At 70.6% G+C, this 20,872-nt stretch carries 19 protein-coding genes and 1 pseudogene; 7 read left to right on the top strand and 13 right to left on the bottom strand.

Annotated features, from left to right (window positions below):
* The 4 genes and pseudogenes from ACFWSK_RS06360 to ACFWSK_RS06345 form a co-directional block, all read right to left on the bottom strand.
* Window positions 1–374: pseudogene (locus ACFWSK_RS06360) on the bottom strand (hypothetical protein); the annotation flags it as partial.
* Window positions 371–4,009 (bottom strand): DUF4132 domain-containing protein, encoded by a 3,639-nt coding sequence (locus ACFWSK_RS06355; protein ID WP_383782594.1) that lies wholly within the window; start codon window positions 4,007–4,009, stop codon window positions 371–373. The gene ACFWSK_RS06355 and the pseudogene ACFWSK_RS06360, both read right to left, overlap by 4 nt.
* A 126-nt stretch (window positions 4,010–4,135) precedes the next feature.
* The gene (locus tag ACFWSK_RS06350; protein WP_383782592.1) at window positions 4,136–4,567 is read right to left on the bottom strand and encodes a hypothetical protein; all 432 of its coding nucleotides are present in this window, start codon (window positions 4,565–4,567) and stop codon (window positions 4,136–4,138) included.
* Window positions 4,561–5,019: an ATP-binding protein gene (locus ACFWSK_RS06345; RefSeq protein ID WP_383782590.1), complete on the bottom strand. Its 459-nt coding sequence runs from the start codon at window positions 5,017–5,019 to the stop codon at window positions 4,561–4,563. The genes ACFWSK_RS06350 and ACFWSK_RS06345 overlap by 7 nt, the downstream gene beginning before the upstream one ends.
* 205 nt (window positions 5,020–5,224) lie before the next feature.
* On the opposite strand from ACFWSK_RS06345, the gene ACFWSK_RS06340 reads away from it, so the two are divergent.
* The 3 genes from ACFWSK_RS06340 (at window position 5,225) to ACFWSK_RS06330 (ending at window position 7,214) form a co-directional block, all read left to right on the top strand.
* On the top strand, window positions 5,225–6,085 hold the full coding sequence (locus tag ACFWSK_RS06340) for a helix-turn-helix domain-containing protein (RefSeq protein WP_383782588.1): 861 nt from the start codon (window positions 5,225–5,227) through the stop codon (window positions 6,083–6,085).
* Entirely contained in the window at window positions 6,085–6,321 is a 237-nt protein-coding gene (locus tag ACFWSK_RS06335; RefSeq protein ID WP_383782586.1) for a DUF397 domain-containing protein, read from the top strand. Before ACFWSK_RS06340 ends, ACFWSK_RS06335 begins: the two co-directional genes overlap by 1 nt.
* Before the next feature lie 74 nt (window positions 6,322–6,395).
* Window positions 6,396–7,214 (top strand): SAM-dependent methyltransferase, encoded by an 819-nt coding sequence (locus ACFWSK_RS06330; RefSeq protein WP_383782584.1) that lies wholly within the window; start codon window positions 6,396–6,398, stop codon window positions 7,212–7,214.
* A gap of 10 nt (window positions 7,215–7,224) precedes the next feature.
* On the opposite strand, the gene ACFWSK_RS06325 is transcribed toward ACFWSK_RS06330, so the two are convergent.
* Together ACFWSK_RS06325 and ACFWSK_RS06320 are read right to left on the bottom strand one after the other, a co-directional pair.
* Complete coding sequence (locus ACFWSK_RS06325; protein ID WP_383782583.1) at window positions 7,225–8,712, bottom strand: membrane-associated oxidoreductase; 1,488 nt, start codon at window positions 8,710–8,712, stop codon at window positions 7,225–7,227.
* A gap of 59 nt (window positions 8,713–8,771) precedes the next feature.
* Window positions 8,772–9,188 (bottom strand): cupin domain-containing protein, encoded by a 417-nt coding sequence (locus tag ACFWSK_RS06320; protein ID WP_383782581.1) that lies wholly within the window; start codon window positions 9,186–9,188, stop codon window positions 8,772–8,774.
* Window positions 9,189–9,241: 53 nt separating this feature from the next.
* On the opposite strand from ACFWSK_RS06320, the gene ACFWSK_RS06315 reads away from it, so the two are divergent.
* Genes ACFWSK_RS06315 through ACFWSK_RS06305 form a run of 3 tightly spaced genes read left to right on the top strand, consistent with a single transcriptional unit; the run spans window position 9,242 to window position 11,354 of the window.
* The gene (locus ACFWSK_RS06315) at window positions 9,242–10,231 is read left to right on the top strand and encodes a GlxA family transcriptional regulator (protein ID WP_383782579.1); all 990 of its coding nucleotides are present in this window, start codon (window positions 9,242–9,244) and stop codon (window positions 10,229–10,231) included.
* Window positions 10,232–10,276: 45 nt separating this feature from the next.
* Window positions 10,277–10,723 (top strand): YchJ family protein, encoded by a 447-nt coding sequence (locus tag ACFWSK_RS06310; protein WP_383782577.1) that lies wholly within the window; start codon window positions 10,277–10,279, stop codon window positions 10,721–10,723.
* Between the two features lie 43 nt (window positions 10,724–10,766).
* Window positions 10,767–11,354, top strand: coding sequence for a GNAT family N-acetyltransferase (locus ACFWSK_RS06305; RefSeq protein WP_383782575.1), 588 nt, complete (start codon window positions 10,767–10,769; stop codon window positions 11,352–11,354).
* A 5-nt stretch (window positions 11,355–11,359) separates the two neighbouring features.
* Here the strand turns inward: ACFWSK_RS06305 and ACFWSK_RS06300 are convergent, their stop codons facing one another.
* From ACFWSK_RS06300 to ACFWSK_RS06270, 7 genes are all read right to left on the bottom strand, one after another.
* Complete coding sequence (locus tag ACFWSK_RS06300; protein ID WP_383782573.1) at window positions 11,360–13,453, bottom strand: MDR family MFS transporter; 2,094 nt, start codon at window positions 13,451–13,453, stop codon at window positions 11,360–11,362.
* Between the two features lie 55 nt (window positions 13,454–13,508).
* Window positions 13,509–14,333, bottom strand: coding sequence for a hypothetical protein (locus tag ACFWSK_RS06295; RefSeq protein ID WP_383782571.1), 825 nt, complete (start codon window positions 14,331–14,333; stop codon window positions 13,509–13,511).
* 81 nt (window positions 14,334–14,414) lie between these two features.
* Window positions 14,415–15,629 (bottom strand): acyl-CoA dehydrogenase family protein, encoded by a 1,215-nt coding sequence (locus tag ACFWSK_RS06290; RefSeq protein ID WP_383782569.1) that lies wholly within the window; start codon window positions 15,627–15,629, stop codon window positions 14,415–14,417.
* 4 nt (window positions 15,630–15,633) lie between these two features.
* Window positions 15,634–16,107: an SCP2 sterol-binding domain-containing protein gene (locus ACFWSK_RS06285; protein ID WP_383782567.1), complete on the bottom strand. Its 474-nt coding sequence runs from the start codon at window positions 16,105–16,107 to the stop codon at window positions 15,634–15,636.
* A gap of 95 nt (window positions 16,108–16,202) precedes the next feature.
* Complete coding sequence (locus tag ACFWSK_RS06280) at window positions 16,203–16,466, bottom strand: hypothetical protein (protein ID WP_383782565.1); 264 nt, start codon at window positions 16,464–16,466, stop codon at window positions 16,203–16,205.
* 276 nt (window positions 16,467–16,742) lie between these two features.
* Window positions 16,743–17,687: a superoxide dismutase gene (locus tag ACFWSK_RS06275; RefSeq protein ID WP_383782563.1), complete on the bottom strand. Its 945-nt coding sequence runs from the start codon at window positions 17,685–17,687 to the stop codon at window positions 16,743–16,745.
* A 353-nt stretch (window positions 17,688–18,040) separates the two neighbouring features.
* A complete protein-coding gene (locus tag ACFWSK_RS06270) occupies window positions 18,041–19,255 on the bottom strand; it encodes a helix-turn-helix domain-containing protein (protein ID WP_383782561.1) in 1,215 nt (404 codons plus the stop codon).
* Between the two features lie 880 nt (window positions 19,256–20,135).
* Here ACFWSK_RS06270 and ACFWSK_RS06265 point away from each other — a divergent pair.
* Window positions 20,136–20,771 carry a hypothetical protein gene (locus ACFWSK_RS06265; protein ID WP_383782559.1) on the top strand — a complete coding sequence of 212 codons (636 nt, stop codon included), beginning with the start codon at window positions 20,136–20,138 and terminating at the stop codon, window positions 20,769–20,771.
* Window positions 20,772–20,872 lie beyond the last annotated feature (101 nt).

Here is a 20,872-nt window from a genome sequence, read left to right as displayed (position 1 = left end):
GTCAGGGTGGACACCCCGCTGACGGCTGCCGCGATCAGCTCGGACAGGAGAGACTTCGCCGTACCCGGCTCACCGACGAGCATCAGCCCGCGGCTGGTCGCGAGCGTCACCAGCGCCCGGTCGACCAGCGAGGGACTGCCGACGAACTTGCGGCCGATCCCGGCGTTCGTGTCGCCGATGACGAACCGCCGGGCGGCGCGCAGGCTCAGCTCCCAGCCCGGCGGCCTGGGGTCACGGTCGTCGGCCCGGAGCGCCGCCAGCTCCTCGGCGTACCGCACCTCGGCGGGCGGGCGCTGCACGGCCGCCGACGAGGATGCCGTGCCGTTCGCCCGCGCCGGCCCGCTCGTGGGCTCGTCCTTCGTCCGTACGCTCATGCCGCTGCGCCTTCGGTGAGTTCCGTCAGGTCGGCGATGAGCTCGGACACGGTGAGCGCGTCCAGGTCACCGAAACGCAGCGGGTAACCGCGCCTCGTCCAGTGATCAGCCGGCTGACTATCGAGCCACACCGTTTCGAGGGTCTGGTCGGGGAACATGTCGACCACCCCGACCGCGATGCCCGTGTCCAGCGCGATCACCAGGTACTGGTCCTCGCCGAGCCGCTTCGAGATCCACCGCTCCACCCCCGCGTCCTGCGGGACCCCGCGCTGCCAGCCGCGCCGCTGGAGGCCGAGCACCTTGCCCGTCGGCACCTTGATGCCCTCGAAGCGCGTCAGCCGGTACCCTCCGGCCTCCTCCTCGGTGAGCTCGAACACCGCACGCCCCAACTGGGGGAAGGGCTGGAGGATCTCGTAGTCCGCGAACGCCTCCGACCACACGTCGAGCCGGTCCCCGAGGTCCAGTGGATGCGCCAGTCGCACTGTGGCACCGTCAGCGAGGGCGAAGACCTCGTCCTCGGCATCGGCGAACGTCCGGTCCTCCGCCACGCGGAAGGCCGTGGTCGTCCCGTCCGCCTCACTCAGCCACACCAGCCTGCGGACCAGATGCCACATCAGCGGGTGTGCGACGAACAGTCCGGTGAACTCCGGCACCGTCCAGGTCCGCCCTGCGACCATCGCGGCCTCCAGCCGGCGCACCTGGTCGGAGGCGATCGTCCGCACGTCCTTCTTCAGGGCCATGAACCGCTTGCGCTCCGCCGGGGCCAGCTCGGCGTCGTCCCGCGCACCGGGCATCGGCAGGTCCTTGCGGCGCTTGCCGTCACCGTCCAGGACGTACGGCCTCAGCTGCTCGTCGAAGCCCACGGTGAAGCGGCGGCTGCCGTAGTCGACGACGGTCGAACCGTCGGCGTCGAGCCCGAAGTCCGGCACCAGCCGGTCGGAGAGCTGTTCGCCCGTCAGTCCGAGACCGGCCGCGACCTCGTCGATCTTCTCCTTGGCACGCTCCTTCAGCCCCTTGAACTTCACCCGCTGAGCGATGCCGTGGAGCTGCACGAGCGCGATGTCGGTCCCGATGGCCGCGAGTACGCCGAGCCCCTCCACCGCCCGGTGGTGCGCGCCCTCACCGGGCCAGGCACGGATGACCGGGGTGAGCCGGCGGACCGTGGTGTCGTCACCCAGCAGTCCGAGCGCGTGGAGCGCCCAGGACTCCTTGGCGGGGAGGCCGGCCATCGTCCACTGCTCGAAGATCGCCCAGGAGAACGCGGCGAGCGAGCCGGGTTCCGCCACCTCCTTGAGCACCGGGACCCCCGGATACACCTCACCGGGCTTCGACAGCGCCAGCATCGTCACCACATGGCGCACCGACTGCTCGGGTAGCGCACCACCGGACCTGACCACGATCTGCGGCAGCGGCGCGGGCTCCGCCCACCCCGGCAGCACCGGCATCGTGGCGGGCAGCAGGCGCTCCAGCGGGTCGGCGGCGAGCAGCGCACCGACGGCTTCCGCCGCCTTGGCGCCGTACGCCTCGGCGGCCTCCCGGACCACCTGGTCGCCGTGGACCGCGGCGATCTGGAGGAGGGCCTGCTCGCCAGCCCGCCGCGCGGCGCCCGCCCTGCCCACGGCGTCCGGTACGAGGAGCCCGGCGGCCACCACGCCGTGCCTGGCGAACCACGCACGGGCCGTCGCGGCCGTGGACTTGAGCCGGACCGACCAGTCCGCCATGTGGCGGGCCACGGCCGCGTCGACGAACGGCAGCAGCAGGGGCGCCAGGGCGCTGGGCCGGCGCGGAACCGCCCGCAGCAGCAGGGGCAGCGCGAGGAGGCCGAAGCGGGCGGCGATCGGTTTGAAGGTGTCCGCGGCGTCCCAGAGGTCGGTCGGGTCCCAGGAGTCGAGCAGCGGGACGACCAGTTCCTCGGGCCCGTGGACGTACACCCACGCCGGCTGGAGGTCCCCCGCGTCGAGGGTGTGGCGCAGGCCGGCGATGTCCTTCTCCCAGTCGCCCTCCCCGTGCCGCTGGGTGTACCAGCTGGAGCAGGCCGCCCACTCGTCCCGCTCACCGGGCAGCCACTCCACCGAGGGCCCGGACGCCGCCGAGAGCCCGGGGACGACCGTGGCCGGGGCCGTGGTGCGCGGGCGCGACCACGGAGGGGACGTCAGCACGGACGGCAGGGCCGCGGCCGGCGCGTCCGCGATCCGGTCGGCCGGGTTGAGCAGGGGTTCCACGATCTCAGCGAGCCCGGCTTCCAGCGTCGGGAGCACGGCCGTCACCAGGTCGCGGTGGGCGCCGACATGGCCGAGGAGCAGCCGCCGGGTCCTCGCGGACACCGCGCCGGCGCTTTCGCGCACCTCGGTGGCGAGAAGTCGCAGGGCGCGCTTCGGATAGCGGCGCATCGCTTCGAGGAGAGCCGCGCGGGCGTGCTTCGAGTCCGCGTGCGTCAGCAGGGCCACGAACGCCTCGTCCGTCGGGATCTCCATCAGGGCCTCGGCGACGGTGGCGTCGTCCGCGTAGCTCCGGCCGTCCAGGCCCTCGGCCAGCAGGGTGGCGACGGCCGTGCCGACGCCTTCGGCCACCGTGGCGATCAGGGCGACGCTGTGGCCGTGGCTGGGCCGGTGCGGGAACACCTCCAGCTGGTCCCCGGAGTTCAGCGAGCAGTACAGCATGGAGGACAGGGTCAGTTCCCGCTCGGCGACGACACCGGGATCGGAGCAGAGGTCGGCCACCCAGCCGGTTTCGCTCGGCGCGAGGTACGACGCGAGGATCTTGTGCTGCGGGTCCGCGCGGTGCCTGGCGAGCGCCGCCACCGTCGCCCGGTAGGTCTCCTCGTCGGTCGCGGCCACCAGGGCGCGGACGCGATCGGCCGCCGGGCGGCGCCTACCCGACGAGTACGCGTAACCGGTCAGTGCCTGCCGGCGGATCCAGGGGTCGTACCGCCGGGCGCCGTGCTGTTCCCAGTGGGCTTCGAGCGTGAACAGCTCCACCGTGGCGCACGCCGCGAACGGCAGGCCGAAACGGGCTGTCCAGAGGTCCGCCCAGGTGGCGGGCGAGTTGTTGAGACCCACGATGGCGGCCAGTACGGCGGCACCGACGGGGGAGGGACTTCCGGCGAGGTGTGCACGGGCATCGTCGGCCAGCGCGGCATCCGTGCGCGGCGCGTCCAGGAACTCGTGGACCCACGCGGTCTCCCGGGACAGCTGGGTTTCGAGGGCTTCCATTTCGTGCGGCTTCGCTCTGGCGGGGGTCCTTTTCACGCCACCGCGCCGCGGGTGGAGCGTCCGGCGCCAGCCGGCCGGCAGGACGAAGGTGTCCTCGTCGGGGAGCGCCCCGGCGCTCCCGTCCGCGGCCGCGTCGCCCGGCTCCGCCACCGCTCCGGAAACCACCGCGCCCGCGTCGGCGGGAGCCGCCACCGCCCCCGCGGGAGCCGCAGCAGATGCCCCGACCTCGCGGTACCCCTTGCGTTCCTTCTCCGCGATCGTCTTCGCGACCTGGGCATCCGCCGCCCGGGCCGACGCGTACTCCTTCGACTGCGTCCGCCCGTCGGTTCCGCACCGCCCGTACCGCACCGTCACCACAGCGCCTTCGGCCCCGGTCTCCCAGAACTTCGACGCGCTGCCCTCGACAAACTCCCAGCGGCGCACAGAACCGCCCCCCTTCCCGCCCCGGACCACCCGCTCCGCCGCGGGCTTCGATCAGTGAGGCCACACTAGAACCAGCCACTGACAACGCCTCGGACAGGTGAAGGAGAGGGCCCCGACGGGCCCTGCTCAGCTAGCGGGCACGGCCCTCGGCCGGCCTGGCGACGCCCACGAGGGAGTCACGCCGGTCACCTGACACACCATGAGGAAGAGCGGAATGGGCGGGGTGTAGGGCGTACGGCTGTCCGGCGTGTGGATGAGCCGTGGCCGTACCGACGCGACGAGAGCCCCGGCGGCGTACGAGACCTGCTCGGGCCAGTCCAGGTCCAGATCCGAGCCGGCGGGAACGATCCACCACCAGCGGTCGGTGTCGGCGAACACGCACCCGGTGCGCGGCAGGTGGGACATCAGGCGGAAGCCGTACCGTGCGGGAACCCCCACCGCGTCACAGCCGAGGCCGGCCGAGAGTGTGGGCGGCAGCGACAGCCTCACCCGGCCGCCCTGCTCCGGCACCCGGGAGCGGCGCGCTCCGCGCAGCTGGGACAGGGCGTTCTTCAGCATGGCTGCTCCGTGCCGTGCGGCAGTTCTGCCCAGACGATGCGGCCCGAGGCGTCTGTGGCGTCATGGGAACCCCACGCGCTGCTCATCGCGTCGACGAGCAGCAGGCCGCGTCCGTGTTCGTCGTCGGCGGTGCGGCAGAGCCGCGGGCCGCCGGGCTGGTGACCCTGGTCCTGCACGGCTATGCGCAGCCGCCGGTCGAGACGTCTGAGCTCACAGACGACACGGGAACTCGCGGTGTGCACGACCGCGTTGGTGACCAGTTCGGAGACGATGAGGAGCGCCGCCTCGCAGGCGTCGCCGCCGAGGCGCCACGCGTCCAGCCGGACTCGTGTCAGCCGTCTCGCGCCGGCCACCGACTCCGGCTGCGCCGGCAGGGCGAAGCAGTAACGGAGCGCTTCCGTCCCGGGGCTGAGGTCCACGAGCCGGGGGATGAGCGCACTGCCAGGTGCCACGACCGATTCCTCACAGTGGGGGATGCGTCACGCTTCGCACCCCTGTGAAAGAGGGCGGGCGTGACCATGCGAACTGGTTCACGACCCAACTCTCCCTCTGTCGTGAACACTTGGCAAGGGGCACTCTGAAAAATGCAGAGTGACTGTGTCTTTGAGGCCACCCGCATGGCACACTGCTGGCACACAGCGCATGGGGAGGTCTGAAGTGAGCGAACCGCGGTCCGCCCCGACCGTGGGCCAGGTCGTCCTCGGCAAGCGCCTGCAGGATCTGCGGGAACGCGCAGGTCTGAGCCGCGACCAGGCCGCCAAGGTGCTCAGGGTCGCTCCCGCGACCATACGCAGGATGGAGACGGCCGAGGTCGGGCTCAAGATCCCTTACGTCCAGCTCCTGCTGAAGGCGTACGGGATCGGGGAGGAGGAGGCCGACTCCTTCGTCGAACTCGCCGAAGAGGCCAACAGGCCCGGCTGGTGGCAGCGCTTCCACGACGTGCTGCCCGACTGGTTCAGCATGTACGTGAGCCTGGAGGGAGCCGCGAGTCTCCTACGCATGTACGAGCCGCACTTCGTCCCCGGCCTCCTGCAGACCGAGGACTACGCACGCTCCGTCATGCGCACGGGAGCCGTCGGCCAGACCAGGCCGGAGGACATCGAGCGCCATGTGGACCTGCGGATGGCGCGGCAGTCCCTGCTCACCAAGGAGGGCGCCCCGAAGCTGTGGGTGATCATGGACGAGACCGTCCTGCGCCGCCCGGTGGGGAGTACCGAAGCGATGCGGGCGCAGACCGACCGGCTGCTCGAAGCCACCGAGATGCCCCATGTGACGCTGCAGATCGCGGAGTTCGCTACCGGTCACCATCCGGGCACGTACGGCCCCTTCGTCCTCTTCCGCTTCGCCGTCCCCGAACTGCCCGACATGGTCTACAGCGAGTACCTGACCGGCGCCGTCTACTTCGACGCGCGCCCCGAGGTGGCGTCCTACCTCGAAGTCATGGACCGCATGGCGGCTCAGGCCGCAACTGCACAACGCACGAAGGAAATCCTCCGGGACTTCCGCAAGGAGCTGTGATGAGCGACATCTACAACGGCATGCCGGCCGCCGACCTCGGCTCCGAAGGCTGGTCGAAGCCCTGGAGCGGCGGCAACGGGGGCAACTGCGTCGAGGCCATGAAGCTGGCCGACGGCAGAGTGGCCGTACGCCAGTCCGCGGACCCCGAGGGCCCCGCACTCATCTACTCAACCGGCGAGATAGCCGCGTTCATCCAGGGCGCCAAGGCAGGGCAGGCCGACTTCCTTCTCACCTGACGCACCGGCACATATCCTCGCCCCACGAACAGTCAGCTGTGATCGCCGACCTACGAACCCCAACGGAGCGCGATATGACCGGGCACGATCCACAGGCCAGCCATGTCATCGAGATCGACACCAGCAAGCCGCATCCCGCGCGGATGTACGACTGGTTTCTCGGTGGCAAGGACAACTACCCGGTCGACGAGCAGATGGCCCGGCAGCTGCTGGCCCTGGACTCCCGGGGCCGCGACATGGCCCGCGTGAACCGGGCCTTCATGCACCGCGCCACCCGCTGGCTCGCCGGACAGGGCGTACGCCAGTTCCTCGACATCGGCACGGGCATACCCACCGAGCCCAACCTCCACCAGATCGCCCAGCAGGCCGCCCCGGACGCACGCATCGTCTACTGCGACAACGACCCGATCGTGCTCGCGCACGCGGCGGCCCTCCTGCGCTCCACGCCCGAAGGTGCCACCGAGTACATCCAGGCGGACGCGCGCGAACCCGCGACGATCCTCGAAGAGGCCGGCAAAGTACTCGACTTCAGCAAGCCGATCGCGCTGTCGCTGCTCGCGCTGCTGCACTTCCTGGACGACGAGGACGGCGCGGCCGACCTGGTCGACAAGCTCGTGGAGCAGCTTCCCTCCGGCAGTTATCTGGTGCTCTCGCACACCACGGGCGACTTCAACCCGGAGGGCGCGGCCCAGGCGCGCGCCATGTACAAGGCCCGCGGGATGACGCTGCGTCCGCGCTCCCGCGCCGAACTCACCACGTTCTTCGACGGCCTGGAGCTCGTCGAGCCGGGCGTCTCGCTCTCCGCCGACTGGCACCCGGAGCTCGGCGAGGTCATCGACGTCCCGGGCGACGAACCGATCCCCGGCTACGCGGGCGTCGCCCGCAAGCCCTGACCGCGCGCGGTCACTGACGGCTGACGGACCGGGTGATGCCCGCGGCGATCGTTGTCGCGAGCAGCCACCCGGTCACGATCAGCAGGTACGACAGCCACTGGTACCAGCCCGTCGGGTTGTACGCCTTCTCCTGGCCGAAGTCGATGATCGGCAGCAGCAGGTCCAGGGTGTAGAACACCGGGCTGAACGGCGGCGCCTCGCCCTCCTTCAGCGGACGCGGATGGTGCGACGCGAACGTCACCGCTCCGGCGAGGAGCAACGAGAAGAGCCAGGCCGCCGCCCGTACCGGACGGAAGCCGTACCCCACCGTGACGTCCTGCAGATACCCCCAGACCCTGGCGTACCCGGGCAGCGTTTCGCGGTGCCGGCGCTGTTTGGCGAGGAGCACTGTGCGGGCCGCGTCGTCGTCACCGATCCTGCGGTACGCCGCCGTCAACTGCTCGTAGGCGTACGGCGCATACCCCTCCACCTCGCGTTCGAGGAGCGGCAGCCGCCGCTGGGCGGGCAGATGGGGGAGCAGCGAGGTGTACGTCAGTCCGTCCAGCCGGACCTCCGGCGGCCATACCCCGGGGTCGGCGTGGATGAGGTCGATCTGGGAACGCCGCAGATTCACCCGGCCCTCGATGGGCTCGGCCTCCCGGAGCCACAGCTCCCCGATCGTGCAGCTGCTCGCGCGCAGCGCGACCCCGCCCGGGTTGGAGATCCCGGCGTGTGCGAGGTTCAGCTGGCCGGGTATGCGGGCACCGCGCAGATTGACGCGCCCCTTCACCCGCAGCCGCATGCCGCGCACATCGGAGCCGACGGTGACGTTCTCCGCCTGAAGGGCCGTCGCGCCCGGATGCACCAGTACCGCGTCGTCGAGCTGGATCTGCCCGGTGACCGAGGCCCCGTCGATCCGGACCTCGCCGCGCACCTCAAGCCGCGGCCACCACAGATCGTCCTCGGTGACGGCGTGGTTCAACTGGAGCACGGGCTCCTCGTTGGGGACGGTCGTGCCGTCGGCGTGCACGCCGATCCGGGTACCGTCGAAGAACACCGCCCGGGTGATCCGCGCGCCGCCGAGCCGCACGGGGCCGGAAATCCGGCACCCGGTCAGCCGCAGCACCCCGTCGACGCGCAGCGTCGCCGCGTCCAGGCCGGGCAGGACCGAGGCGCTCAGATTCAGCTGCCGCACCTGCGTCCCGTACAGGTTCGGCGCCTCCTCGAAGGAGCAGCCGGCCAGCAGCACCGCGCACTCCGCCACCGCGTACCGCACGTTCAGCGTCCCGGAGATCCGCGCGCCCCACACCCGCAGGGCGGAGACCTCTCCCTCCGCCTGCCCCCCGGCGAGCAGCAGTGCCCGGAGCACCTCGGCGCGTACCGTGCGCTCGGCGCCCCAGGCCGCCCCGCCCTCCGGGTCGTCCTCGTCCGCCACTCCCGTACGGAAGTCGACGAGAGCGCCGCGCGGGAAGGCGTCCCGGACGCGGCGCTCGGCGGGGGTCAGGCCGGTGATCTCCATCGGCGGGACTCTGTCCCGGCATCGGTCGCAGTGTCAACCCCGGTGTCCGGGGGACGCGTTCAGAGGCTGAGCGCGTGTCCGGTCGTCGCGTCGACGTGGTCCGGGACCTCGTCGTGGTCGTCGCCCACGGTCAGTGTCCCGGACGGCTCGAACAGCAGGAGCGAGGCACCGTCCGCCGAGCGGGGCTTGTGCCAGGTGCCCCGCGGAACGACGAACACCGCACCGCGGCCGAGCGTGACGGACTGCTCCCCGCCCTCCTCGCGCAGGCCGATGTCCAGGGAGCCTTCGAGTACGAGGAAGAACTCGTCCGTGTCTTCGTGCACATGCCATACGTGCTCGCCGTGGACCTTCGCGACCCGGACGTCGTAGTCGTTTACCCGCGTCACGACCCGAGGGCTCCACAGCGCGTCGAAGGACTTCAGCGCATCGCTCAGCAGGAGCGGTCCGGTCGGGGTCTGTGCGGTGTCTTCGCTCATGTCCGCCATCCTCGGGCTTGGCCCCGCCGTCCGGGGAGTGCTAGGAATCGCACATGACGCAAGAATCCTCGCACGGTACGCCGCACCGTTCGCCGCATCGCGTCGCCATGATCGTCTCGGCCGGCTCCAACCCCTTCGAGCTGGGCGTGGCCACCGAGCTCTTCGGACTGCGACGCCCCGAACTGCCCGTCCCCTGGTACGCGTTCGAGCTCTGTGCCGCCACCCCTTCCGTACCCATGCACGCGGGCTTCTTCCAGCTCTCCGGAGTCGCCGGTCTCGACGCGGTCGACCGGGCCGACACCGTCATCGTGCCGAACCGCCCCGACCCCGAAGCCGCAGCCGACCCGGCCGTCCTCGACGCCGTCCGGCGCGCCGCCGCCCGGGGCGCCCGGCTGGTCAGCTTCTGCACCGGCACGTTCACACTCGCCGCGGCGGGCGTTCTGGACGGCCGGCGGGCCACCACCCACTGGCGCTGGGCCGACGCCTTCACCGCGCGCTTTCCGCGGGTGCACCTCGACCCCGGAGTCCTGTTCGTCGACGACGGCCGGGTCATCACCGCCGCCGGCAGCGCCGCCGCACTCGACACGGCCCTCCACATCGTCCGCAGCGACCACGGCGCGGAGATCGCCGCCGCCGTCAGCCGGCGCCTCGTCTTCCCCACGCAGCGCGACGGCGGCCAGCGCCAGTTCGTCGAGCACCCGCTGCCGGACACGGCCGACACCTCGCTCGGCCCGCTCCTGGCATGGGCACAGCAGCACCTCGGCACCGGCCTGAGCGTGACCGGACTCGCCGCCAGGGCCGCCGTCAGCCCCGCCACGCTCCACCGCCGCTTCCGCGCCCAGCTCGGCACCACCCCGCTCGGCTGGCTCACCGAACAGCGGGTCACCCTCGCCCGCCGCCTCATCGAGCGCGGCGAGGAACGACTCGACGTGGTCGCCAGGACCAGCGGTCTCGGCACGGCGACGAACCTGCGCTCCCAGCTCCGCCGCCGCACCGGCCTCACCCCCAGCGAGTACCGCAGCCGCTTCGGCCCTGCCCGCTGAGCGACCGCCCCCGCACGCCGCAATCCCGCAGGTCACAATGGAGGCATGTCACGACGCACCTCCCGCCCCCGCCGCTCCGCCGGAACCGGAGCCCCCGCACCGCGGATCACCCCGGAGTCCCCGTGCCCGTGCGGCCTGCCCGCGACGTACGCGACCTGCTGCGGACGCCTGCACGCCGGCGGCAACGCCCTGACCTGCGAGGCGCTGATGCGCTCGCGGTACACCGCCTTCGTCGTCCAGGACGCGGCGTACCTGCTCCGTACCTGGCACCCCGACACCCGGCCGCCCACCGTCGACTTCGACCCCGGCCTGCGCTGGGTGCGCCTGGAGATCCTGGAGACGACGGAGGGCAGCCCCTTCCACGCGACGGGCACGGTCACGTTCCGCGCCCACTACACGGACGACGGCCGCCCCGACTCCCTCCACGAGCAGAGCCGCTTCGTCCGCATCGAGGGCGACTGGGTCTACGCGGCTGCCGTCTTCGTCGAGTGAAAACCGGTGTCCCCGGCCACCCCTCGGACCGTACGATCCGCGCATGAGCGAGGACACGGCAGAGCCGGACACCGTACGCGAGCCCTGCTGGCGCGGCCGCGACATCGCGTTCACCCCGGTGGAGACCGACGACGCCGAACTGATCCGGCGCTGGCGCTTCGATCCGGTGACCGCCCATGAGACCGGAGTCTGGCCGGGTTCGCTGTACGAACTCCGCGAGCGTATCGAGCGCTATCACGACGACAGCAGCCGCGACGACTTCCTCGTCCTCCTCCCGGACGGCACTCCCATCGGGCACGCCGCCCTCACCGACCAGCAACTGGCCGAGGGATCCGCGGAGGCGTATCTGGTTCTGGCCCCCGAACACCGGGCCAAGGGCCACGGCGCCGACGCCCTCGACGCCCTGCTGGACCTCGCCTTCGGCGAACTGCCCCTCCAGCGCGTCGAGGCACAGACCCACACCGACAACGCCGCGGCCCTCCGCGTCCTCGCCGGATCGGGCTTCGTCCACGAGGGCGTACGCCGCTCCGCCTGCCTGCACCGCGGGCGCCGCTACGACATCTCGCTGCTGTCCCTGCTCCGCCCCGAATGGGAGGCACAGGACCGCCCCAGGTCCTGGGACCACGCCTGACCCGGTCAGGCCGGGGCGCCCACCCGCGTCGATCCCCGTACCGGGGCCGCGGGTGACAGTTCCTGGGCCAGATCCTCGGCGAGCAGCCGCTTGGCGATCACGTCGACGGCCGCCCGCAGCTGACCGTCGTCCGGCCGGGCGCCGTCCTCGGCGAGGCGCTCGTTGAGCCAGCCCGCCCAGGCGTCGGAGATCGTGGTGGCCTCCCGTCCGCCCGCGGCCGTGTGGGCGAATAGACGGCCGTCCCCGGTGAGATAGCCCTCCTCGATCATCCGGTCGAAGACCGGCACCAGGACCTCGGGCGGGATGCGGTGCCGGGTCGCGATCAGGCCGAGCCCCGCATGGCCGACCATCCTCGTGAACAGGTCGACCTGCATCACCGCCCAGGCCCCCGCCATGTCGAGCCGGGTGTCCGAGTCCGCGACGATCCGTCTCGCCGTGTCCGGTCCGGCGCTGTGCAGGATCTTGGCCACGGAGAATTCGAGCACCCTCGCGGAGTCTCCGGCGCTGGGCTGGGCGAAACCCTCACCCATGTCCGTCGAACCGGCCCGTGCGGAGTCCCGGAGCTTCACCTGCTTCAGGAAGAGCGCCACGACGAACCCGATCAGGGCCACCGGCACGGTCCACAGGAAGACCGTGTGCAGCGTGTCCGCGTATGCCTGCGCGAGGGGCGCGGACTGCTCGGGGGGCAGGGCATGCACGGCCTGGGGGTTCTGCGAGGCCGTCATCAGGACCGCGGGATCACCGCCGGCCCGCGCCGCCTGCGCCACGCCTTCGGCGAGGTTCGGCCGCAGCGCGTTGGCGTAGATCGTGCCGAACACCGCCGTACCGAAGGCACTGCCGAGTGTGCGGAAGAACGTCACGCCCGACGTCGCCGTGCCCAGGTCGGAGTAGTCGACGGTGTTCTGCACGGCGATCGTCAGCACCTGCATGGCCAGCCCGATGCCGAGTCCCAGCACCAGCATGTACACCGACTCCAGCCAGACACCGGTGTCCGGACCCATCCCGGAGAGCAGATACATCCCCAGCGCGATGACCAGGGTGCCCACGATGGGGAACACCCGGTAGTGGCCCGTCTTGCTCACCACGTTGCCGCTGAAGATGGAGGCGATCAGCAGGCCCACGATCATCGGCAGCGTGCGCACCCCCGACAGCGTGGCCGAGTCCCCGTCCACGTACTGGAGATACGTCGGGAGGAAGATCATGGAGCCGAGCATCGCGAAGCCCACGATGAAACTCAGGATCGAGCAGACCGTGAACACCGGGTTCAGGAACAGCCGCATCGGCAGCATCGGTTCCTTCGCGCGCCCCTCCACCACGCAGAAGAGCGCGAGCGCGACGAGGCCGACGACGAACAGACCGATGATGACCGGCGATCCCCACGCGTACTCGTTGCCGCCCCAGCTCGTCGCCAGGATCAGACCGCTGGCGCCGACCGCGACCAGCGCGATGCCGAGGTAGTCGATGACCGGCCGTCCGGCCGCCCTCACCGACGGAATGTTGCGCGCCGCCGCGATGACCACGACGATCGCGATCGGCACATTGATGTAGAACGCCCAGCGCCAGGTCAGATGGTCGGTGAACAGCCCGCCCAGCAGCGGCCCGATGACCGTCGAGATCCCGAAGACGGCGCCGATCGCGCCCTGGTACTTGCCGCGTTCGCGCAACGGGATCACATCGGCGATCAGTGCCATCGACGTGACCATGAGTCCGCCCGCGCCGATGCCCTGCATGCCCCGCCAGATGATCAGGAGCAGCATGTCCGAGGCGAGGCCGCACAGGAACGAACCGGTGATGAAGACGATCGCCGAGACCTGGAAGACCAGCTTGCGCCCGAAGAGGTCACCGAACTTGCCGACCAGGACCGTCGCCACGGTCTCGGCCAGCAGATACGCGGTGACCACCCACGACATGTGGGAGGCGCCCCCCAGGTCCGAGACGATCGTGGGCAGCGCGGTCCCCACGATCGTCTGGTCCAGCGCGGCCAGCAGCATGCCCAGCACGATGGTCGCGAACACGACGTTGCGGCGGCGCGGATCCAGCACGGGCGGCGGCGCGGCGGCACTCTGCGCGGCGGGGACGGTCTCGCTGGCAGTGGTCACGCTTGCACCCTCACACCCGCCCCGGGGCGTCGCATGCGGGGAAGGACCGGACGGGTCAGGCCAGCAGACCGCGTACGGAGGTCTTCATCCGGGCGACGAACGCCTCCCTGACCTCTTCGGGAACCCGGTCCAGCGAGAGGTACGGATTGAGGTCCTCCAGCTCGACGAGCAGCAGCTCGCCCTCCGGGGTCCGGCAGGCGTCGACCCGCTGTATTCCGTGCGCGAGGCTGTTCCACCGGATGAAGGTCCGCGCGAACTCCAGGTCCGCGGGGCTCGGACCGTACGGCTCCAGTACCCAGCGCCGTTCGGTGTCCGGCGCGTACAGGGCGTACTGGAAGTCGTCGTCGATGAAGTAGAAGGACACCTCGTAGCGGAAGTCGATCCTCGGCTGTACGAGGAGCGTGCCGTCCGATCCCTCCGGCAGTACGGGGGCCGGGATGAAGCGCAGTCCGACGGAGTCCGCCCCCGTCTTCGGCTTCACGGCGTACTCCGCCGCTTCCGGCAGGAGCCCCAGATCCGCGGCCCGGTCCACGGTCGGGATCACCGGAAGGCCGGCCCGGCTCATGTCCACGAGGTACTGCTTGCCCGCCATGTCCCCGCGGCCGTCCAAGGGGTTGTAGACGGGGACCTTCAGCTCGCGCGCCCGGGCACGGAACGCGTCGTACGCCTCCTGGTAGTGCAGTACGGGGCCGCTGTTGCGTACGACCACGGCGTCGTAGCCGTCCAGCATGGCGGCGGCGTCCCGGGGGTGACAGACCACGACGTCGAACTCCTCCCGCATCCGCCGGCTCAGGAAGATGTCCTCGTCGCAGTAGCGCCGGCCGCGCGCCTCGTAGGTGTAGTCGGTGACGTAGAGGACGGAGGGGCGTGCGGTGGACAAGGCGTTCTCCCTGGGAGGTGGGGGCGGACAGGAGGGCGCCGCCGCTGCCCGCCATTGTCCAGCCAGGGGGACCGGCACCGTTCAGCGGATGTGACGTCCGGAGATCGCCCGCGCGATGACGAGCCGCTGGATTTCGCTGGTCCCCTCGAAGATCGTGTAGATCTTGGCGTCGCGGTACATCCGCTCCACGGGATGCTCACGGCTGTATCCCGCGCCCCCGAGGACCTGGACGGCCTTCTCCGTGGCCGCCACGGCCAGCTCACCGGCGCGGAGCTTGGACATGGAGCCCTGGCCGGCGTCGAAGGAGCGGTCGTTGCGGGCCATCCAGGCGGCCTGCCAGATCAGCAGGCGTACGGCCTCGATCTCGGTCCGGATGTCGGCCAGGGCGAACGCGATCGACTGGTTCTCGATGATCGGCCGGCCGAAGACCTCACGCTGCCCCGCGTACTCCAGCGCGTACTCGTACGCGGCCCGCGCGATGCCGAGCGCCTGCGCGCCGACGGTGGGGCGGCTGACCTCGAAGGTGGCCATCGCCGCCTGGCCCTTGGTGTTCGTGCCCTCGCGGGCCCTTGCCAGCCGGGCGTCCAGCTTCTCCTTGCCGCCGAGCAGGCAGTGGCCGGGTATCCGGACGTCGTCCAGGAAGACATCCGCGGTGTGCGAGGCGCGCAGCCCGAGCTTCTTGACCGTGCGGCCCGCAGTGAGGCCCTTGGTGCGCGGCGGCACGACGAACGCGGCCTGGCCGCGGGCGCCGAGTGCCGGATCGACCGAGGCCACCACCACGTGGATCTCCGCGATGCCGCCGTTGGTGATCCACGCCTTCTGTCCGGAGAGCACCCACTCGTCGCGGGCCGCGTCGTAGCGGGCCCTGGTCGCCATCGCCGAGACGTCCGAGCCCGCCTGGGGCTCCGAGACGCAGAACGCCGCGACCTTGGGGCCGGCCTCGTCCCCGAAACACTGGGGCACCCACTCGGCGAGCTGGCCGGGAGTGCCGGAGGCGAAGATTCCGGCGACGGCGAGGGAGGTGCCGAAGAGCGCCATGCCGATCCCGGCGTCGCCCCAGAAGAGCTCCTCGTTGGCGATCTGGAGGGAGAGCCCGCTCGGGTCGCCGTACATGTCGGCGAGCGATTCGAATCCGTACAGGCCGATGCGCGCCGCCTCCTGGATGACAGGCCAGGGGGTCTCTTCCCGCTCGTCCCACTCGGCGGCCGCGGGGCGGACCACCTGGGCGGCGAAGCCGTGCACCCAGTTGCGCAGATCCTGCTGCTCCTCGGTGAGCGCGAGGGAGAAGTAGCTCACCGGCTCAGCCCTTCGGGATGTCGAAGTAGCGGGTCAGGCCCGAGGCCAGACCGACGTCACCGGCCACCTTCAGCTTGCGCAGCATGAACATCGTGACGGGACTGCCGTTGCCGGAGACGAGCTTGAGGAATTCGGTGTCGGCCATCACCAGCGTGGTGCGGGGTTCGGCCTCCGAGCGGCCCTCGCGGACGGAGCACCGGCCCCCGGCGATCGAGGTCTCGAAGACCTCGTCGCTCTCGCCGGTGATCTTCCAGCGGATCAGGGCCTGGAGCTGCCCTGCGGCCTCGGGGCGGAACTGCTGCTTCATCCTGCCGAACACCTCGCGGAGCACCCGGGCGCGGAACTCCCCGTGCATGACCTCGCTGAGCTGTTGGGCGGACAGCCCCTTGACGATGCGCGCGAACTCCTGGGGGGACACGGCCGCGAAGTCGAGTCCGGCCAGTTCTGCGGTGATGTCGCCGCTGCTCTTGTCGGCCACGCCAGTTCCTTACTCTCAAGTAAACTTACTTTTGAGTAAGGTAAGGGTCCCGCAGTCGCTCCGCAAGCACGGGGACATGGGGGCCGAGGCGGCGGTCACCAGATGGAATCGGCACTCACCATCAGGCGGGGGTGGTACGCCGCGAGGGCCTTGTTGGCCCGTGCCAGCTCGGCGAGGGCCTGCTCACGGTCGGCCTGGTCCTCGATGCCGAGGCGGGGTCCGCGGAACCTTCGGACCTCGCGGGCGGCGCACTCGGCGTCGAACTCCGCCTGGAGGATGTGCGGCGGAGTGCAGGCGCCGATCAGTGCCGCGACCCTGTCGGGGATCGGTACGGGGACGAGTAGGTGCGAGGCGGTCATGTGGGGTTCCCTCTCGGATGGTTGGCTAGGAGGCGGTGCGGCGCGGCCACCGGATGGGCGGCCGACTCCTCCATGTGTACGGGACGCGGTTCCGGGTTTCTCGTTGAGAACGTCTCCGTGTCGCAACCGTCTGGGACTGACCGTCTATTTCGCCTTACCTGCAAGTAAGTTGACTTGGTGTGAAGGTCGTGCTTCAGCCGGAACGCACACGTCGGGGCGCACGGTCCCGGCGGGCGCGTGACGCGCCGCCGGTCCCGTCTGCGGGCGCTCGGCGCTTCAGAGGGGGACAGCGACGCCATTGAAGGTCGTCTCGGGGGTCTGGGGGGTAGTGAAGCGGGCGTTGACGAGGTAGAGGCGGTCGCCGTAGCGGGCGGCCGTGGTGGGCACGTCGAACCGGGGGTCGGTGATCGTCCGGCGCAGACGGGCGGTCCTGGCCCCAGCGTCGAGGTCGAACACGCTGATGAGGTTCAGCCGGTTCTGCACGACGTACAGAGTGCGGCCGATACGGACGAGACCGTCGCCGTTGACGACGGTGTCCGCGCCGCTCAGCGCGATCCGGGTGGCGTGACCGGTGGTGAGGTTGACGTGATGGAGCTCGCCCGGCGTGCTCTTCACCAGGATGAGCCCCCGGCCGTCGGGGGTGGTCACGATGCCGTTGGCGTTGTTGGCGTCGGGCGTCTGCACCCAGTCGCCGGTGAGCGGCAGGCGCCTGACCCCTCCGCCGCGGCCGCGCGGGACTCCGTGGAGCACGGCGTCGCGCGAATCGGTGAACCAGGCCCGGTCGCCGAGGAATGCGACGTCGTTGATGAAGTGGCCCGTCGGGGCGGACAGCTGGTGGGTGGCTACCAGTGAGCCGGTGCGGGCGTCGATCGTCCGAGCCGTGCCCCCGCCGCCTCCGGCGACGTACAACAGGCCGTCACGGTCCAGCTTCAGGCCGATGGCGGCACTGCCGGCGGCGCCCTCATGGATGATCCCGCCCGTGCCGGTGCGCAGATCCGTACGGTGGATGGCGCCGTTGGCGCGCGAGCCCATGTAGGCGTACGGCCGGCGGCCGATGGTGATCCCCTCGGGAAGGAAACCGTCGGGGAGGGGGAATTCGGTGGGCCACGCGGCGGCCGGAGCGGCGCTCACCGCCTCCGCGCCGGTGGCCGTGGCGAGCGCGGCTACGAAGGCACCGCCGAGAACGGAACGCCGGGACGGCATCGGGTGGTTGCGTGTCATGGTTCCGGTGTCTCCATGAGGTAGGGGGTGGGGCCGTGCGCGCTCTGTACCTCACGAACCGGCGAACTCGGTGTCCGCCCGGCCTCGTTCGACTTCCAAGCGTCGAAACGAGCCGTCGCCCGGCGGAGTTCCCCTTCACCCCCCGTTCACCGAGCCGCCTCCGGACACGTAAGCGTCACGGCCCCGTCATGAGGGGCGCGCGGAAGGGGCGGAGCCGCCCCCTCGACGCCAAGGGCGCGTACACCGGCAGCCCCGCACCGCGTGGGCGTGATCGCGGCACGCACGGACCACACGGCCGGGCGATCGTTCGAGGGGCACCCGCCGTTGATCCGCGGGCCACGGACGAGAGGTCCCTAGAGGGCCGATTCCGCACTGCGGGCGCGCAACTGCAGCGCCCGCAGCACCGCCTCGGTGGCGAACCTGCTCTCGGGATCGACCAGCTGCTCACCGAAGATCGATTCCAGATTGCGCATGCGATAGCGGACCGTCTGGGGATGGACATCCAGGAGCTCGCCCATCTGGGCGGCGGTGCCGCGGGTATCGAGCCAGATGCGGAGCGTCTCGACCAGCCGTTCCCGCCGAGTGGCGCTGATCCCGGCGACGGGTGCGAGCTCACGCTCGGCGAGCTGGTCCAGGAGAGCTGGGTCGGAGAGCAGCCACAGGGTCGTGAGGTGGTCCTCGCAGTGCACGAAGGGCGCGTCGTCGATCACGCCCGAGTCGACGAGTTCGAGCACCCGGCGTGCCCAGCGGATCGAATCCGAGGCGAGGGCGGTCGGGACCGTCAGGCCGATCGCCGCACGCGTGGTGGGGAGGGACTGTTCGAGCATGAGTCTTCGGGCGTCGTCGAGCGGGCCCGGGATCAGTAAGTGCGGCTGCGGGTCGCTGAGATCGGCCAGGATGTCGCGGTCCGCGCTGAACCGGTCGAGCCCGGCGGGGGCGCGGACGGCGACCAGGGTGACCTGTTCGGGCAGGACCCATCCCGTCTGCTCGCAGAGTTCGGCGATGGCGCTACGGGGGACGGGGCTGCCGGCGAGTATCAGGTGCAGGAGACGGCGGCGCATCGCCTCGCTCTGCTCGCCGGACTGCGACTGCACTTCGAGAAAACCCTCGCGGGAAAGCGCTTCCAGTTCGTCGATGTACGCGAACACCGCGTCGGCGAAACTGAGCATGAGCATCGGCGAGAACTTATAACTGCGGCCGACTTTCTTCGCCCGCCGCAACGCCACGCGGGCGCCCAGTCGATAGGCGCCCTGAAGCGTGTCCATCGTGCGGCCCTCGTACGCTTCGAAACGGCCGAAGCGGCGGCACATGTCGTCCCGGAGGGTCGTCGAGGTGGACGGCTCCGCGACCAGGTCGACGAAGGAGGCGAGGCTCTGCTCCACGCCGACGCGAATGGCCTGGCCGTTGGGGCCGTTGAGCAGACGGGCGTATTCCGGGTAGGCGCGGGTGACTTCGACCCCGATCTCCTTGATCAGGCTCGGCAGTTCGGGCCGCATGATCGCGGCGAACTCCTGGGGGAGTGGCCCCAGCGGATCCCCCGTGTCCGACGGTGAAATTGCTCGCGGCATGACGTGTCCCCTTGCTCTCCGGCGCCCGGTGGGGGTGAGGCGGTGGGGGGAAAGCGCTCCCACGGACCGACAGGTGCGTACCAAGTTCGCGATGAAGATAGACCAAGTCAACGAGTGTGCCCACCACTTGCACAAGATCGAAGTGCATAGGCCACACACTGTGGCCTTGTCATGGGGTTCCTGTGCAGGTGAGGCGGGATTACTCACTTCCGGACAATGTTTTCAGCCGCGTGCTCCTCCCGGGAGTAAGGCTGAACGCGGGTGTCCGCCGTGGTGGCGCGCCCGGCGTGACCTGTCTCGAAGTGCTCGGGCCGGCGCGTCGGAGTATCGCGGGCGCGTGAATGCGGTGGCGCGTCAACCGGGCCGGTGAACCGACGATTGACCAATTCATCCGGTGGGATCGGATTCCGGGACGGAATGCGCGGTTCAGCAGAAGATTGTTCGTGCCCGGGCGGGGCGGCGGTTGTCCCGATGTACATCGTGGTGACACGGGCGTTGGCCGCGCCTGGGGTGTGGCCGGTCGTGCCGGTGGTGCGTTTTCGTGCGACAGGGCGTGGACACCGCCGCCCGGCACACAGTCCGGAGCCCGGCCGGTGCCGTGGGCCATCGCGATATTGCGCACCAAGTGACAACTACGCCGGGGGAATTAGTAAGTCAAGGACGAGAAATGAACTGGGCGAGAGTAATTTCGACGAGCAGGATTGTGCTCAAAGTTTCCCGCGAGTAACGTCACGGCCTGTCACAGAGTGTATGTGGCTGGAATGAGCAGCACGGCCCCCGCAACACGGTTCATAGCCGCACGTCCCGCCCCTGGTGCGGGCTCTCGTGCGATCCCCGCAACAGTGCACCCCACCCGCATTGTCGAATCGGAGGAACTACTGTGCGCAACACCCTCAAGAAGTTCGCGATGGCAACCGGCGCCGCCACGGCCGCTGTCGCCCTCGCCGCACCCGCCGCCATCGCCGGTGTCGCTGCCCCCCAGTGGACAGTCGGCCCCACCTCGCCCGCGTCGTTCTCGGCCACTGCCGGCACGGTCACACTCAACCTCAACGGCATCCCGATGACGTGTACGTCGTCCGCGGCGGGCGGCAACATGGCATCCGCCGCCGGCACCACGAACGTGCAGGTCGGCACCATCGCTCCGCTGACCTGGAGCGGGTGCACCAGCCCGTTCGGCCCCGTGTCGCCGACCGCCAACACCACCATCCCGTGGAAGCTGATGGCGAACACCTACAGCGCCGGTGTCACGAACGGGTACATCTCCGGGGTGAAGGCCAACCTGACGGTGCTCACCTGCACCTTCACCGTGGAGGGCCGGGTCGCCGCCACGTACACCAACTCCACCGGACGGCTGGCTGTCAGCAACAACAGCACGTACAAGCTGACGGTCACGGCCGCCAGCGCGGGCTGTGCGGGCATCGCGGCGGTCGGTAACAACCCGACGTACACCGCCAGTTACCTGGCGGTCACGCCGGCCGGCGGCACGGTCAAGCCGACCATCGTGTACACCCCCTGACCCAGACCGCCACCGGTCCCGGGTGATCAGAGATCGCACGGCGGGCTCACCCGCCGTGCGATCGTGTCCGGTCCGTCCTGACCAGCAGCCGTGGTGCGACC

Source organism: Streptomyces sp. NPDC058620, from assembly GCF_042717135.1.
Classification (GTDB): domain Bacteria; phylum Actinomycetota; class Actinomycetes; order Streptomycetales; family Streptomycetaceae; genus Streptomyces.
Note: the sequence above shows the minus strand (reverse complement) of the source record. Positions and strands in the feature narration are given on the sequence as shown.